Source organism: Bradyrhizobium xenonodulans (assembly GCF_027594865.1).
Taxonomy (GTDB): Bacteria; Pseudomonadota; Alphaproteobacteria; order Rhizobiales; family Xanthobacteraceae; genus Bradyrhizobium; species Bradyrhizobium xenonodulans.
Genome location: NZ_CP089391.1, coordinates 4534812 through 4549952, shown reverse-complemented (window position 1 = coordinate 4549952; position 15141 = coordinate 4534812). Strand labels below are relative to the sequence as shown.

The 15141-nt window shown below is 60.9% G+C and carries 16 protein-coding genes; 12 read left to right on the top strand and 4 right to left on the bottom strand.

What is annotated here, in order from left to right; all coding sequences use genetic code 11:
• Nucleotides 1-5: 5 nt before the first annotated feature.
• From I3J27_RS21415 to I3J27_RS21370, 10 genes are all read left to right on the top strand, one after another.
• Nucleotides 6-596: a hypothetical protein gene (locus I3J27_RS21415; RefSeq protein WP_270160414.1), complete on the top strand. Its 591-nt coding sequence runs from the start codon at nucleotides 6-8 to the stop codon at nucleotides 594-596.
• 36 nt (nucleotides 597-632) lie between these two features.
• Nucleotides 633-2348, top strand: coding sequence for a hypothetical protein (locus I3J27_RS21410; protein ID WP_270160413.1), 1716 nt, complete (start codon nucleotides 633-635; stop codon nucleotides 2346-2348).
• Nucleotides 2349-2591: 243 nt separating this feature from the next.
• The gene (locus tag I3J27_RS21405) at nucleotides 2592-3344 is read left to right on the top strand and encodes an NlpC/P60 family protein (RefSeq protein ID WP_270160412.1); all 753 of its coding nucleotides are present in this window, start codon (nucleotides 2592-2594) and stop codon (nucleotides 3342-3344) included.
• Nucleotides 3345-3408: 64 nt separating this feature from the next.
• A complete protein-coding gene (locus tag I3J27_RS21400) occupies nucleotides 3409-3936 on the top strand; it encodes a hypothetical protein (protein WP_270160411.1) in 528 nt (175 codons plus the stop codon).
• A 3-nt stretch (nucleotides 3937-3939) separates the two neighbouring features.
• Nucleotides 3940-4191: a hypothetical protein gene (locus I3J27_RS21395; RefSeq protein WP_270160410.1), complete on the top strand. Its 252-nt coding sequence runs from the start codon at nucleotides 3940-3942 to the stop codon at nucleotides 4189-4191.
• Nucleotides 4121-4390 carry a hypothetical protein gene (locus tag I3J27_RS21390; RefSeq protein WP_270160409.1) on the top strand — a complete coding sequence of 90 codons (270 nt, stop codon included), beginning with the start codon at nucleotides 4121-4123 and terminating at the stop codon, nucleotides 4388-4390. Before I3J27_RS21395 ends, I3J27_RS21390 begins: the two co-directional genes overlap by 71 nt.
• The gene (locus I3J27_RS21385; protein ID WP_270160408.1) at nucleotides 4387-4788 is read left to right on the top strand and encodes a DUF1515 domain-containing protein; all 402 of its coding nucleotides are present in this window, start codon (nucleotides 4387-4389) and stop codon (nucleotides 4786-4788) included. Before I3J27_RS21390 ends, I3J27_RS21385 begins: the two co-directional genes overlap by 4 nt.
• The gene (locus tag I3J27_RS21380) at nucleotides 4785-5303 is read left to right on the top strand and encodes a septal ring lytic transglycosylase RlpA family protein (protein WP_270160407.1); all 519 of its coding nucleotides are present in this window, start codon (nucleotides 4785-4787) and stop codon (nucleotides 5301-5303) included. Before I3J27_RS21385 ends, I3J27_RS21380 begins: the two co-directional genes overlap by 4 nt.
• Nucleotides 5304-5505: 202 nt before the next feature.
• Nucleotides 5506-5964 (top strand): Panacea domain-containing protein, encoded by a 459-nt coding sequence (locus I3J27_RS39195; RefSeq protein WP_270160406.1) that lies wholly within the window; start codon nucleotides 5506-5508, stop codon nucleotides 5962-5964.
• Between the two features lie 139 nt (nucleotides 5965-6103).
• Entirely contained in the window at nucleotides 6104-6286 is a 183-nt protein-coding gene (locus I3J27_RS21370; RefSeq protein ID WP_270160405.1) for a hypothetical protein, read from the top strand.
• Nucleotides 6287-6289: 3 nt separating this feature from the next.
• Here the strand turns inward: I3J27_RS21370 and I3J27_RS21365 are convergent, their stop codons facing one another.
• From I3J27_RS21365 to I3J27_RS21350, 4 genes are all read right to left on the bottom strand, one after another.
• Entirely contained in the window at nucleotides 6290-6880 is a 591-nt protein-coding gene (locus I3J27_RS21365) for an ATP-dependent DNA ligase (protein WP_270160404.1), read from the bottom strand.
• A gap of 459 nt (nucleotides 6881-7339) precedes the next feature.
• Entirely contained in the window at nucleotides 7340-7603 is a 264-nt protein-coding gene (locus tag I3J27_RS21360) for a hypothetical protein (protein ID WP_270160403.1), read from the bottom strand.
• Entirely contained in the window at nucleotides 7600-8043 is a 444-nt protein-coding gene (locus I3J27_RS21355; protein ID WP_270160402.1) for a hypothetical protein, read from the bottom strand. Before I3J27_RS21355 ends, I3J27_RS21360 begins: the two co-directional genes overlap by 4 nt.
• Nucleotides 8044-8174: 131 nt before the next feature.
• Complete coding sequence (locus tag I3J27_RS21350) at nucleotides 8175-8375, bottom strand: hypothetical protein (RefSeq protein WP_270160401.1); 201 nt, start codon at nucleotides 8373-8375, stop codon at nucleotides 8175-8177.
• A gap of 473 nt (nucleotides 8376-8848) precedes the next feature.
• Here I3J27_RS21350 and I3J27_RS21345 point away from each other — a divergent pair, with 473 nt between their 5' ends.
• Together I3J27_RS21345 and I3J27_RS21340 are read left to right on the top strand one after the other, a co-directional pair.
• Entirely contained in the window at nucleotides 8849-9991 is a 1143-nt protein-coding gene (locus tag I3J27_RS21345) for an MrcB family domain-containing protein (RefSeq protein ID WP_270160400.1), read from the top strand.
• A gap of 1363 nt (nucleotides 9992-11354) precedes the next feature.
• Nucleotides 11355-12014 carry an SPRY domain-containing protein gene (locus I3J27_RS21340; RefSeq protein ID WP_270160399.1) on the top strand — a complete coding sequence of 220 codons (660 nt, stop codon included), beginning with the start codon at nucleotides 11355-11357 and terminating at the stop codon, nucleotides 12012-12014.
• Nucleotides 12015-15141 lie beyond the last annotated feature (3127 nt).

The following is a 15141-nucleotide window of genomic DNA, read 5'->3' as shown; positions in this document are numbered from 1 at the left end:
AGCACATGACGCTGGCGCGCTTCGATCGCACGGTTACGGACAATTTCGGAAATGTCGTCTCCGGCGCCAGCGTGACCGTGCGCGCCGACATCCCGGGGCAGCCGCTGGTTTCGCTTTATTCCGACCGCGCTGGCACCACGCCGCTCGGCAATCCCGTGGTGACGGATGCCAACGGCGATTTCGGCTTCTATGTTGCTGGCGGCTTCTATCAGATCGCGGTCACGCATGGCGCCGACACCAAGACGCAACGCTATGTCGGCATTGGCCTGGCCCAAGGCTCCGACCTCATGGCCAGCGGCACCACCGAACGCGTCGTCACCGCCGCGGGCACGGTCACGGTCACGAATGACGATGCCGACGTGATCCTGATCAAGAAGACGGTCGGCGCGGCGACGGCCGTGGTGCTGCCGGATCCGTCGACCACCACGAAGAAGGTCCGCATCGTCGACCGCAAATACGACGCTGCGACCAACAACATCACCATCACCTCGGCCGGGACGTCCAAGACCATCATGGGCGGCGCGCAATACGTCATCGACTCCAACGGCGGCTCGATCGAGCTGGTGCCGCTCGACGACGGCACCGGCTGGGTCTGAGCGCCTCCACTCCTTGCAACCAACGGGACTGAAACCATGAAGCTTCGCGGCGTCATCGCGCTTGCGCTCGCTCTGCTGTGTGCGCCAGCATTCGCCCAGACCAACCCCGGCACCTCGCCGCTGTCAGGCGCGAAGGGCGGCACCAACAATGCGTTCATGCAGTTCACAGGGCCGTCGAGCTCAATCAAGACCTACACGCTGCCGGATGCGTCCGGCACGATCGACCTGCTGAACCAGGCTCAGACCTTCACGGCGGCCAAGACCTTCGCCGGCGGCTTGTCGGTCATCGTCAATCAGAATGCGGCGACCATCATCGATCTGCGCAACACCACGTCCGGAACGGGCGCCCTGGCGTCGTTGGCGGTCACGAACAACCTCGATCTGTCGGCTTTTGGCCTTGCTGGCTCCGGCTATACGGGGCTGCCGCAGATCGCGAACCGCGCCTACATCCATTCGGGCGCCGCCAACAACGGCATCATCCTCGACGCAGGAGGCGTCAAGCCGATCGATTTCTACATCAATAACGCTCGCGCTGGCGGCTTCACCTCGGCCGGCCTTTCCGTCGACAGCCTTGCTGGCGGCTCCGGTGCGAACAGCACGACCTTTTGGCGCGGTGACGGGACATGGGCGACCCCGTCCGGCGGCGGCGGCAGCGGCGCCTGGAGCAACACGCGGCTTGCCAAGTCCGCGGCCTATACCGCCGTGACGGGGGACTGCGGCGACACGATCGCGCTGGGCGGTTCGGCGTTCTACACCCTGACCCTGTCGGCGGCGTCGGGATATGCGACCGCCTGCACCTTCGTGATCGTCAATGAGGACTCGACGCGCGGCAAGACGCTCGCAATCAACGGCTACTCGAATTTCATCCTGTGGCCGCTGCAATCCGTGATCGTCTTCAACCAGAACAACGTCTGGCGGTGCGGCGGGCGCGGCAGCGGTGGATGTGGTCCGCAGCGCTGGGTGCTTCCGGCCAACACGACGATGTATATCGACGTGACCAACGGCAGCAATTCCAATGATGGGCTTGCATCGGGGTCCGGGAATGCGCTCGCAAGCTTTCAGCAAGCCTATGACAATGCGGCCGACCGCATCGACTTCAACAGCAAGATCCTGACCTTCAGCGTCGCGAACGGGACCTACACCTCCGGCATTAATTCGCAGAAGGGCCTGATCGCGTGCGTCTATCTGTGCCTTGTCTTCGACGGGAATGCCGGCTCGCCGTCCAGCGTGCTGGTCTCGACGACGTCGGCCAGTGCGTTCACATGGTTTCAAACCGGCGGGCAGATGTCCGTTGCCTTCAAGAACATGAAGGTGACGACGACGACATCGGGCGATTGCTTCTGGGTGTCGTCGACGGGTGTTTATGTCGCCGGATATAATCTGATCATTGGACCGTGCGCCCATGTCGGCATTCGAGCCTACAACAACGCCGAGTTCGACATGTTGTCGAACTTCACGATCGCGGGGGCCTTTGGGCAGGGGTCGTTCGCCTATGCCAATGCCGGGGCCGTCATTGCCTGGCAGGGCTTGACGGTCACGCTCTCGGGCGCGCCTTCGTGGGCATCTGCGTTTGTGCTGGCGAATGGCGGCCAGATCCTGATCCAAAGCAATACCTGGTCGGGGTCTGCGACCGGGCCGCGCTACAACGCGGTCAATCTTGGGCTGGTTGATACCGGGACGGGGGCGTCCGGGTGTTCGGCGCTGCCTGGCAACGCTGGTGGCGCCACGTCGGCCGGCGGGGTCTGCAACTGAGCCAGATCGCGCCGGCGACCAATCCGATGAAGGCGTTGAAGCCGGCGACGTAGAGCACCGCAAGGCCGGCACTGCCCAGCGAGATGTAGCCCAGAAACAGCAGGATTGCCTCGAACAGAACGGCGATCAGGGCTGTGATCGTGAGCGATAGGCGCATGTCGGCGGCGGGCTCCATTGCGAGTGTGACGTGCACGATACCACTGTTAGTTGTGAGTCATCAACGTTCGGAAAGGAGAATCCACAATGACCCTTGCTGCCCTCGTGGCCGCCGGTCCCTTGCGCATGGGCGCGTTCGGGCCGGCCGTGCAATCGATCCAGCTCGCGCTGAAGGCGCGCGGCTATCCGCTGACCGGCACCGGTTATTTCGGGCCGCAGACCGATACGGCCGTCGAGGATTGCCAGCGCAAGGCCGGGCTGCCGCCGACCGGCATCGTCGATGCCGCGACCGCGGCGCTGCTCGATCAGCCGGTCGCGACCGCGAAGGCGGCCCCGGCGCCACTGTGGCTGGCGGTGTCGCTGTCGCATCTCGGCCTCAAGGAGGGCGCCGGCAACATCGACAACCGCGAGCTGGTCGCAGACATCCAGACGGTCGCGAAGGACTACCAGCACGATGCCACGCCGTGGTGCGCCGGCTGGGTCTCGTATTGCCTCGCCAAGGCGGGCGAGAAGCCGTCGAGCCAGCCGCTCTGGGCGCTGTCCTATGCGGACACTAGGAATCAACCGGTGGTGCGGCTGGGCGGCCCCGCCGTCGGCGCCATCGCGGTCAAGACCCGGAACGGCGGCGGTCATGTGACCTTCGTCGCCGGCCGCACCAGGGGTGGGGCGCTGGTGTGCTGCGGCGGCAACCAGAACGACGAGGTGAACAACTCGCCGTATTCGCCCGATGTCTTCGTCGGCTTCTTCTGGCCGAAGGGCGCGGCGCTCCCCGCTGTGACCGCCATCGACACGCTGCCGATCGTGAATGCCGCCGGCAAGCCCGTCTCGAGCGAGACCTGACGCGGCACAGTTGAAGTTCCGCGCGTAGCGGCTCCCTACGCATCACAAAGCACAGAGGTGAACTATGAAGCGTTGTTTCCGCGCGGCCTTGTCTGCGCCCGTATTGCTGGCGGCCGCGTTGTTTCTGGCGACGCCGGTGACGGCCGCCACGATCGACGTCGGCCAGGCCTTTACCGGCGGCCTGGTCGACGCCATCAACGGCGCGGTGATGGCCGGCATCACGGCGCTGGTCGGCTGGGTCTGCGTCGTCATCAGGAATAAGTTCAACATCGACATCGAGGCCAAGCACCGCGAGGCCCTGACTGCGTTCCTCAACCGGCAGGCGTCGAGCCTGGTCGCCAAGGGTGCGGTGAAGCTGCAGGGCCTCAAGGTCGAGGTCGGGAACGATGCGCTCGCGGTTGCCGCCAACACCGCGCTGCATGCGATCCCCGACGCGCTGAAGTTCTTTGGCCTGACGCCGGAGGCGCTGCAGAAGCGCATCCTCGACCTCTTGCCGCAGCAGCCGGCGGTGGCGCAGGCGCAGGCGATTGCGCTCGACGTCCACAACCCGGCGACGCCTGGCACCCCTGTGGCCTTGAGCAGGGCGGCCTGACCCGTGTTCAGCGCCAGCGCGGTCACCGCATGGTTGGCCAGCAAGGGCGTCGGGCTTCTGCTCGGCGCTCTCGCCAAGCTGCTCCTGGACGGCTGGAATTCCTACCAGTCGAACCAGGCGCTGAAGCAAGCCGGCAACGCCGAGGTCGCGGCCAAGGTCAATGCCGAAACCGTGGAGACGCAAGATGCGATGGATCAAGTTAGCCGCCCTTCCGATGATGCTGTCGCTGACAGCCTGCGATCTGGACGGTTCTAGCGAGGTCGTGGTCAAGATCGTCTGCCCGACGATCAACCAGTACGATCAGGCGACGCAGGACAAGGCGCTGGCCGAGTACCAGGCTTTGCCGAAGGATTCCGCGCTGCGGCTGTTCATCGGCGATTACAAGCGGCTGCGCGACCAGATCGCGGTCTGTCGATCGCGCGCGGGCGCCGCGCCGGCGGGTGCCGGCAAGTGAGCGACGACGTCCAGGCGGCGTTGCGAGACATGGCGCGCTCGATCGGCGCGCTCGAGTCGACCGTCAAGACGATGACCTCGACCTGGCAGCAGCAGGAGCAGAGCGCGTCGAGCGGCCGGCGCGAGCTGCATCAGAAGGTTGATGCGCTGCGTGCTGACGTCTCGGCCAAGGTCGACGGCATGCGCAACGACATGACGTTGATGGGCGGGCAGCTCGCGACGGCGATCAAGGACATTTCCGAGATGAAGCCGGTCGTCGAGGCCGTCGAGGTGGTCAAGCAGCGTGCGGTCGGGGCGTCCTGGGTGAGCATCTGGCTCTACCGCATCGCGATCATCGCCTCCGGCGGCGCGGCGTGGGTGGTTGTCAAATATCTCAACATCTCGGTGGCGCTAAAATGAAGCTCGAGCCTGTGTTGCTGCTCTACCGCGACGCTGTCGACCCGCATGCGGTCGTCGTCGCGGTTGCGATCGTGATCGCGCTGGTGGTGTCGATCGCGGCCGTTGTCGAGGCGCGGCGCGGGCCGTCGACGACCGCGGGCTTGCTCTGCGGCGCGGCGCTCGTCGCGATCATTGCCATGGCCGTTCTGGCCGGGACCTTGACGTCCGCGCGCGCGGCCGAAGTGTGCACGGCCTCGCAATATGGCGTTGGCGACGGCCATCACGGCCGCCCCACCGCGTCGGGCAAGCGCTTCGATACCTACGCCAGCAACCCCTACACCATTGCGCGGCCGTCGCGCGCCGATCTCGGCCGCCGGTTCCGTATCACCAATCTGAAGACTGGCGCCGCGATCGAGGCGCTGTCGACCGACCTCGGCCCGTTCATCGCCGGGCGCTGCGTCGACCTCGGCCGCGCCGGCGCCAATGCGCTCGGCATCGGCGGGCTCGGCTTCGTGCGGGTCGAGCGGCTGGACTGAGAATCTGAATTCGTCCGCGTTCGCCTCCCGGACGGATGCCGAGGCGGGGGCCTCGGCCTGGCCCGGCGCGCAATGACCCTGCGCGCCGGGCTTTTTTGGCGAGTAATTGAGGCCGGATCGACTGGAAGTGGTGACTTTCTGGAAACGAATCCTATATATAGTGCCAGCAGCCGACCGACGGCCAAGAGGAAGCGCTTCCGCTATGCCGGTGCCCGTGAATTCCGCAGCGCGTTATATCTGCGCATGGGGTGATTGGGGCGTGACCAACCTCGCACTCCAAAAGATCCTTTATCTCGCCCATATGGTTCATCTTGGCCGGACTGGTCAACGTTTGATCGATGGCGAGTTTCAGGCGTGGGACTACGGCCCCGTGAACCCGCAGCTCTATCGAGCAGTCAACATGTTCGGTGATGAGCCCATCAAAGATGTGTTCTTTGGTTCTCCTCAGATATTCGGCACGCCAGAAGAGGAGACTTTGCGAGAGGCTTGCGAACTGTTGATCGGTCGACGAGCGAGTGAACTTGTCGCCATGACTCACAGTGAAAATGGAGCGTGGGCGAAGCACTATGTCCCAGGAGTCCGATCCAAAGTCATTCCCGATGCCGACATCATTGCCGAGTACGGAGCCCGCACCGGCCGAGCGGTCGCCGCGACACCCTGACGATTTCGAGATTCTTCTCGATAATACCAAGCCTACCAAGTCTGACGAGAATATCGCGGCACTTCAGAGTCGCCTACAATCCGAAATCGACGGTAGAAAAGAGGAGAGGTTCGGGTGGGGACTGCTTCTCGTAATCGCGATGGATGCGCTGGTTTTTCAGCATACGCCTTGGGCGGTCACGGTGTTTCTTGCACTACTCACTCTAATTTTTTTGCTGTATTTCGCGCGTCAATGCGGGGTTGATTGGGTCATTGTTCCGCTCGAGCAGCTATATAATCGGATGCTCGGCGGCGTACCGGGGAAGGATGGCCACAAGGAATGAGGCTCAGAACACGCGCGTCATTGCAAGATGCGTCCGGTTCTTCACCTTGATCCAGTCTTTCGACCGGCCGGCGCCATAGCGCCGGTCTTTGCGTTTCGAGACCAGTCCCTCGAGCGCCATGCGGCAGGCGGCGCCGAACAGATCCGGCCCGATCGCGGCGGCTTCGAATGGCGCGATGAACATGCCGTCCGGCCGGCCGCGCAGCAGGCGCGCCAAGTGGGCCTTGCGCATCGACAGCGGCAGCGGCCGCAGGTCGTCGCCGCCGAGCGCGAGCACGTCGAACGCGTAGAGTTGGACCTCGTCATCGTGCTGGCGCGAGTGCAGCGCGTTGAAGTCGGAGACGCCGTCGACGCCGAGCACCACGGCCTCGCCGTCGATGACGAAGTGCGTTTCGCGGTTCTTCAGCGCGGCCTGGACAATCCAGGGGAAGCGCGCCGTCCAGTCGTGGCCGTTGCGGGTGAATAGCCGCACGGTCTTGCCCTGGCGCTCGACGCGCAGGCGGTAGCCGTCATATTTGATTTCGTGAATCCAGTCGGGGCCGGTCGGGACCGCCTTGGCGGGCGTCGGCAGGCAAAACTCGAACGCGCTACTCATAAAATGCAGATAGGCGCATCTGCTGCCGATTGCGAATCCGGGAACTCTGGGTGCTGAAGCGGCCTCAATAGATCAAGCCCACTGGGGCAGCCTTAATCTTTCCAATACAGCCGCTTGCAGGTTGGGCAGGCGTAGAGGTGGACATGACCATTTTTACGGGGGTCAAACAGCCTTGCCCGAAACTGCGTCGCGATGTGGCAATCCTCGCATTGAGGGCAAACCTTCCAGGTCTGATCTGTGTCGTTCATCGCAGCCGTCCGCGCAAAAAATGCAGGCTACAACAAATGTTAGATGGCCGCGTTAAAACCAAGTCAGGCCACTGCGATTTTAAATCTAGGCCACTGAGGTCGCACATGCCGGAAAGCGACTTTGCCACGAAGTACCGACCCTGAAGGTCTTCTTCGCGTGGCCGCCGTCCGGTAGTGCGGTTCGGCGTCTCGATCGCGGCGGCCCAGCCCATCAGCGCACCAGCAGGTCTTTGCCCGGCGGCATCAGCTTCACATAGGTGCCGCTTTCGTGTTTCCAGAGCCAGCCTTGCTTGATCGCGCAGGCGAGCCCGGCGCCGAACTCGCGGGCGCTCCCCCTCAGTGTGAACAGAAACGGCGCGTTGATCAGCTCGATATAGATGCGGCCGTCCTGGACCGGCTCGATGGCGGTGGCGAGCTCGACGATCTTCCGGGCCGCGGCTTGCGGGTCCGCATAGGGGCGTTCCTCGAGCTTCATGCGCCGATGCCCCGGTGAGCCGTGTAGATGTGCGCCTCGCTGGCAATGGGGATGCGGTCGCCACAGAAGCAGGTCGACCAGCCATCCCGGTTTTGCGTCGGAAGCCGGCGCCCCGTGCTCCACATACGATATTTCCATGCGTGGAAGTCCCGGCTGCGGCGCCAAGCCTCGAAACTATCCTCGGTGAGGGTGGGGCGCAGGCGGTCCCACGCTGCCTTGAAGGCGGTGGCGGCGGCCTCGAAGCTGGCGGCCGAGCCGAACCGGTGCGCGCCTGGCTCTGTGCCCGGATAGAAGCCGACGCTCCAGGCCCATTGGTCGGCCGTCGTCGGGACGCCGGCGCGCATGCCGATCGTGCCGACATGGACGTCTCCGAAATAGACGTGCCAGGTCTCCTGCTGTGGATTATCGCTGCGGCGGCGGGTGAGGGCGGACTCAGTCATGGCGTGGTGTTATGATCACTGCATCAGCACGCACAGGAAGAAGCTTGCGACGATGGCTAACCAGATCAGTGACAAGTGAATGTAGAGACGATCGCGGGACATAGCGGAAACGTCGCGCCGCAGCGCTTAGACTAATTGGGCGGTTGCAAGCCGGGGGAACGCAGCCAGTCGCTCAGGTGCGCGCCGGTTTCGGCAATCCTGGCGCGCTTAAGCAAGTCTTCGCGTTCTGCACCAGGGGGCAAGAGGTTAGCCTGTTCCTTGAGCTTCGTGGCCTGTTCGGCCATTCGTTCTTCAAGTGATCGGGTCTGTATCACTCTACGACGCTGCGTCATGGCGACCCTCCTCGACACAAAAACGCCACGCGCGAGATTCGGTTCCTCGAATGAAACTAGCATTCGACCGTACCGCTGTTATGGCACGTGAACGCAGGGAGAACAAACGCGAGGCGAAAACTGTGTAGCAGACTGTGTATCAGCCGTTTTGCCCGACGCGTAACAGGTTGATTCCTGGCTGAAATTTTTCGCGCTCTGGCGCGGTGGCGCTCCCTAGCGGTGCCGGACAATGTAGTTGGATGGCGCCGGCGTTGCAGATCCGGAACGACGTCAACCTTCAACAATCCACTGTGCAGAGCGAGGGGCAATCGATGAAATATTCAGTTGTGTGGCTTACTAATGAGCAGAGCATCGAATCAGACGCCTGCTGGGCTGGCACTTGAGGGCGAGCGGATCCCTTATCCCACCGAGCAATTCAGGTTTTGAGCAAATTCAGCAGCTCCAACAATCGAGCTGCCAGAAGGGACTAAGACGTGAGCCTAAACGAGATCATCCACGATATTCGTGCGGGTTGGGCGGCATACCGAGCAGAAGGGACGGTATCGAAAGCGCATCCCGAATACACGCGGGTGGTGCGAGATTTTCGTCGAGAGCTGGAGCTCCACATTGGAGCCGGTCGGTCCTACCGGATTGAAGGTTCTACAGGCAAAGGAAATATCACCTCTGCGCCCTGGGTGGCGACATTCGATCGCAGCGTTACCAACTCAGCAACCCAGGGGTTCTACCTGGTGTATCTCTTTTCGGTCGACCTCAGGCGGCTTTATCTCTCTTTAGCTTTCGGCACGACCCAGTTTGGCGAGTACTTCACCAATGTTCAGGAGCGTCATCTTGCGCTCCGTGCAGCCGCAGCACATGTCGGCGCATTGATTCATCCCGGTAGAAACCTTCATTTTGAACCGTTAGATCTTGCGGCAGAGCCCCGAGACCGGATGCATTTCGACTACGAACAGTCGAGCATCGTGGCAATTGGGTATGACTTGGATGCGCTGCCTGATGATGCGCATCTCGTTACTGACTACGTCTTCATGCTGGAACTTTATCGAGACCTGGTAGCAAATCCGCTCCTCCCCAATCTTCAGCAGCTACTAGAGGCCGAAATTGCCCCAGCTGCTGTACAGGCTGAGCCAAACGTCAAGTTATTCGAGCCTAGAGCGCCTCGTAGAGCTAAAGGGTCGGGCTCCGGAAATGGACGTTATCGTTTGTCGAAGGAGTCAAAAAAGGTCGGAGATGCTGGTGAGCAGATCGTGTTCGACTATGAAATCCAGAAAGTCCGTCAGCTCGGCTTTGACGAGACTGAGGTGAGGTGGCTCGCGAGGGATGGTGAAACGCCTGGATGGGACATTACCTCTCTTAATGCCGCCGGAGAAACGATCTACATTGAGGTGAAAGCCAGCGTCGGCTCCGAGATTAATGGGCTTCTGATCACGGCAAAAGAGTGGGCTGCAGCGTTCGAACATGGTCCTCGCTACCACATTTACCTTGTAACCGATGCATTGAAGACAACGCCCGCTATCGAGATAATTGAAGGTCCCGCGGCGCTAGAGGATCTAGGGCATCTTGCTGCGAAAACCGCGGTCTGGGCGCTCGATCTGGCTCCCCCTACTGCCGACCGCTGACGTTGCTCCTTTAGCGAGTTGCCCTGGGACCCGTCGGCTCCCGGAGGGCCCGCCAATGGTTTACAATCGAGATAAAAAGTCCTGCGAGCGCAATAGGACCCCGCTCGCTAGTTTCCAGATTTTACCATGGAGGAACAAACACCTGCGTCTGTCTGGGAGACTAGGGGTCGGAGGTTCAAATCCTCTCGCTCCGACCATCAAGCCCTTTGAATCAAAAGGGTTTCTGCACGCGGTGTCCCGCCGCTACTTTTGCAAAAAGAGAACGTTTAGGCACCGAAAAGCAAGGTTCGGCGCCAAAACTCCCGAAATAGTCCCGAAGGCTGTTCCCGGGACGTTCGGGTTGACGCAACGTGCCTCAGCAGACGCTGAGGCACACCGATTGCGACTTGTCCACAGCGCGCTTGATCGCAGTTGCTTGGCAACCCCAAGGGTTAAGCGATATATTCCGGTGTGCTCGGGAATTGGGTCCGTGGAGCGTCGAACGCTCCGACGGGCCTTTTTCGTTTCTGGGACAGCACTCACCGCAATAGCTGCAACATTCGTCGTGAGGGTCGCCTTCGCGAGCATTTCGGCTTTCCGCAAAGAAGCGGTTGAGATTCCCGGCGTCTCTGACACCGCCAGCTTTTCGCTCGAAATACCATCATCTTTGAACCGCCCTGCGCGCGACCCCCGCCGCGGGGCGCTTGTCGTTGGAGGCCTTCGATCATGAGCAAGCTGATACCCTATGTGCAGATGCACGAACCTATCGGACTGCCAGCGCCGCCTGCGCGATCCACGGTGTCGAGATGGGTGAAGCGTGGGCTGCCGCCGGCGCCTCTGCTGATTGGCGGCAAGCGGTGTTGGCCGGAGACTGTGCTCTTAAAATTCCGGCGCGATCTCGAAGCGGACGCCGAGCGCCGCACGGAAGAGGCCCGGGCGGCCGCTGGAGGAGGGCGCTAAGATGTTGGCGAGCTCGCACCCACCTCCAGAAAAGCGAAGGCCGCGACACGGCGGGCACCGTGCGCGGCCCTATCATCGCAGCATCACCAGCAATGAGATCGTCGTCAACAGCACCGAGACTACCTCAGCCGCCCTCCAAATTCAACGACTGCAGCTGATTTGGGATCGAAACTGATCTGGTTTCGAAAAAATGGCGGCCCCTGGAATGGCTCGGGCGCCAATAATCCAGCGACGAGTCTTGGAGGAATTTCGTTCTCTCCTGCGACCGGACCGTTCTACGCATTTGGCGGATTGTCAGGGGGCGGATCGAGCATGACCTCGAATTTCGGTGCGACAGCTTTCGCACACTCGGTGCCGAGCGGCTTTTCGTCGTGGGACGCGCTCGCATAGCCGCAACTGACGATGATCAGCAGGAGTAAATGGTTTGATTTGGATTTTGAGACCAAGCTTTATCACGTCGTCGCGCGCCGCGCTGGACGGCCCAGGTGGCGGAGGGATTACTTCCACAACGTTTGACACTGGCACGGTCTCGAACGCCACTCTGTCCAACGGCAACTTGACCGCAACGCATAGCAATACGAGCGTCGGTGGTGCGAGATCCACCGCCTATAAGAACTCGGGAAAATATTATTTCGAGATCACGATTGGAGCGTCGCACGGCAGTCTCGATTGCATGGTCGTCGCCGTGTCTTCGTACACTTACACCAACATGACGAACATCAATTCCGGAAACGAAATCGGGTACTATCCGAATAGCAGTGTCGGCAGCGCGGGACCGATCTTTGCCAACGGCGGATGGACAACCAAGGCCATCGGCGCCGGTGCCGCGGGCGATGTCATCGGCGTGGCTATCGACATCGATAATCTCAAGTCGTGGTGGAGACGCAACGGCGGGAATTGGAATAACGACGGATCGGCTGACCCGGCCACGAATGCAAACGGCGCTTCTATCCCGGCCGCCGCCAGTTATGCTCCAGCGGTAGCGTTCATGGGATCGTCTGGCGACAACTTCACGGCAAACTTCGGCGCATCGGCCTTTGTTGGGACGGTGCCAAGCGGCTTTACGTCAGGGTGGCCCGCCTAGCGAATGTTCATGTGCCGCGTGGGGTACGAGTCATCGGCCGTCACCGGTGGCAACGTGTCCGAGACGGACACGGCAGCCACTTCACGCAAGCTAGGGCCGGCGATCTCGCGTTCCAGAATTAACGCGCCGCGCGGACATCAAGCTTAACAGGGGAGTTAAGTTGTCGGTGATTTAGAGAGGCTTCTATTGTGCTCACAACAGGGGCCATCTCTTTAGCGCGTTGGCGGGTGGCCAGGGATTGCCGCAGCATAACTGTGGCGATCCGGCCCAGCTTAGACCTCGCCGAGTACCCATCCGATGTGGCGAAATTTTCCTTACCGTACCAACGGGCGCGGCCAAATCATTCTGGCTGGGCTCACTCCAGACGAGACTTTCGACTTTGAGTGGTTAGCCAATCAGATTCACAGAACTCCTGCTGACGAAACACGCTTTCGCTCATTGGCTATGAAGTGCGGTGTGGCGACCCTTCTCTCCGAGAAGTAATCTTAGGAGACCGATGTCTCTTGCCAGATTTCATACTGGGCTTTCAGAGCAAGGCCGATAGAAGGATTATCCTAGAACGCGCAACTGCGGATTCCGCAGCCGAGGCGGTGCGTCGCTTGAAAGCGAAATACCCGGCGCCTGTGTTCAGCTTCGTGTTCATCACCCCGGCCCCCGGCGACAAGCCACCGTCGAAAGATGGTCGCTGACTGCCCTGTCCTAAATTGCTCCCGCGAGCGTCCAAATAGGGACAGCACCAGAACAGGGGGACTTTTGAGGTAGACCGGGGCCGCTCCTGCCCAATCTCTGAAGCTGCCGGGCGCAGCCTGTTCTAAGTGCGTTGCGCCTCAGGCGTGATCTCTTCATAGCGGCCAGCGAGGGGTGTCGGGTTGCTCGCCTCAGGATCGCTCCTTCTAGTCTGGGCTCACGAGCAACCAGACGAGCCCACCGTACCGCGCACCAATGCCGAGCGTGATGATCGCTGCGATCGCCAGCACAATGTAAACGAGGCTACGGGTCATTATCGGCGGCCCTCAGCGGTAAGTATCTGCATAAGCCGCATGAGGCTACAGCCTGCTATTCCGCCACCGAGCTTTTCCAAGGCGTCGGCAATGTGGCCATGCCGATCGGGGGTTAGGTGTTGCGCAAGTTCAAGCGAAAGGGCGACCGTTAAGACGAAGATCATGACGCGGGTAAAGTGCCGAGGGTAAGCGCTCATAAAAAGCGCGCTCAACACGCCGTATGCCACAAAGCGTTCTGGCCCCGCATGGCCGGTCTCTGGTCGGAGACCGATAGGCGACAAGGTCATAAAAGTGATGGCGATGAGTGCGGTCCAAGCCGCCACAACTAGCAAATTGCGTATCATAACCAGCTACATAGTCGATTTGCATGGCGGCAAATACAGTCGGGCCGGAAAAAGAAGTGACCGCCACGCTAGTCGGTAGCACGGCAGTTGCCGTAAAGCCGGGGCCCCAATCCCCCTCTGGCAGGCGACCAAAAAAGGGGCCCCAGCTCGCAAATGGGGGGCGATGGAGCTGGGGCCGACTTGGGGTCACCCTTGGGGAAGGGTATCGGGAAAAGTTGGCAGCGGGGCGAATGTTCCTAAGTGTCTAATCTGACAGCACGGGTGGCGGAACTTGGGCGGCGGCCCCGCCAACGCGGTTACATATGGCGAGGCCGCCTTGCACTCCGGGCCGGCTGGACGCCTGAACCCGAAGGCTGGCCCAATTCTACGGCCACGGACTGAGTCTGACGATTGTTCGAAAGAGGCACCCCTTCGGAGTGTCCTAATCCCCTCTCTGCCGGTGTCCCGCAAAAAATTGGCCCCAAGACTTGAGGCCAAGTTGCCGGACCAGCCAAGGCTTTCGCCGGTCCGGGCACATCAACATGCATGATCGTCGCGCGTATGCGACGGAGCACCCGACGTAACTCTGATTTTCCGGAGTGTCCTAATTCGACTTGTCGGGTGTCCTAAAACTAGGAGCGTCTACGCCTGGCTGGCATCTTTAGAAAACCTTCCGACGCAAAAACTTTAGGGGACCTTTTCTCTGGGGAAAAGTTGGCAATAACCACTTGGAGGCCTAAAATCTCAAGTTCCCTCATCTTGTGAGTCGGGGAACTGAGCCGTGGGTATTTTCTTACTGTCTCTCGCGGCGTGCGTTGTTGGGGTTCTGCTCTTCATTACGTTCTGCCGATAGGTCCGACAACGGACGCAACAGTTGCTTTTAATCCTCAGCCGAAGGCCGAAATTAAGAGTTTCGGCTGGTTGTTTTTGACTGTGCACCGCTGAGCGCGTTCACCTTCCCAGGACAGAGGTGAACGGTGATTACGTGGCTGCTTGTAGTGCTCATCGCAGTCAGCGTAGCGATCTTGATCGCGCACGCGATCGACGCTCTGCGCTCATGAAGATCAGCAAATGCTCCACGGTCGCGAAGATGACTTCTTGTCGATGCCGTTTCGAACCGACCGTTCATCCGTCTCGAACCGACCGTTCATCCGTCCAATTGCCGCGGCATTTTCAATGCCGGCAGGTGCGCCGGCTCATGATGGCAGTGTGGAACTTGAACGATGCATTATGGCCCACGCTCGGCCGGGCGCGTTGGCTGAGCGGCAGAGCGCGTTCCCGGCTGCTTAACGAGGTCGTCCATCAGCCTCTGCTTTAGCTGTTCGGCCTGTTCCTTCGTCAACCTCTCGCCGAAGTGACCATCTTTTCCCAACTGCGCTGGCCTCTTGAGTTCTCGATCGTAGACCATCCAGTCAACGCTTCCCTTCCGAACGATGAACCTAGGGCTTGGCGGCGGTGTGTTGTTGGCCAACGTTAGCCTCCCACTTGGTCGGGCCGCTGGTTTCAAATTTACACACCAGGCGGCAGTTTTATTCTTGAACTGGGACACCGAAGTCCCAGCACTGTCTAAACTGCAACCTCTGTGCCGGTCGGTACCTCGTCGCGCTTCAGCCGTGATCTGTTCGAACCGCTCCCGCGCGCTCAAATCTGAGCGAGCAAAAATCCGCGCAGCAACAATCTGCGGGGGCGTCGTTGGTTCCTGTTCATTCCCTTCAGGGCTGTGGTCAGTAGTCGTCCGGGCTTGCCCAACCGTCAGCAATTGCGTCAGGTTAAACGTCGCACTGACCTTTCATTGCGAACGCG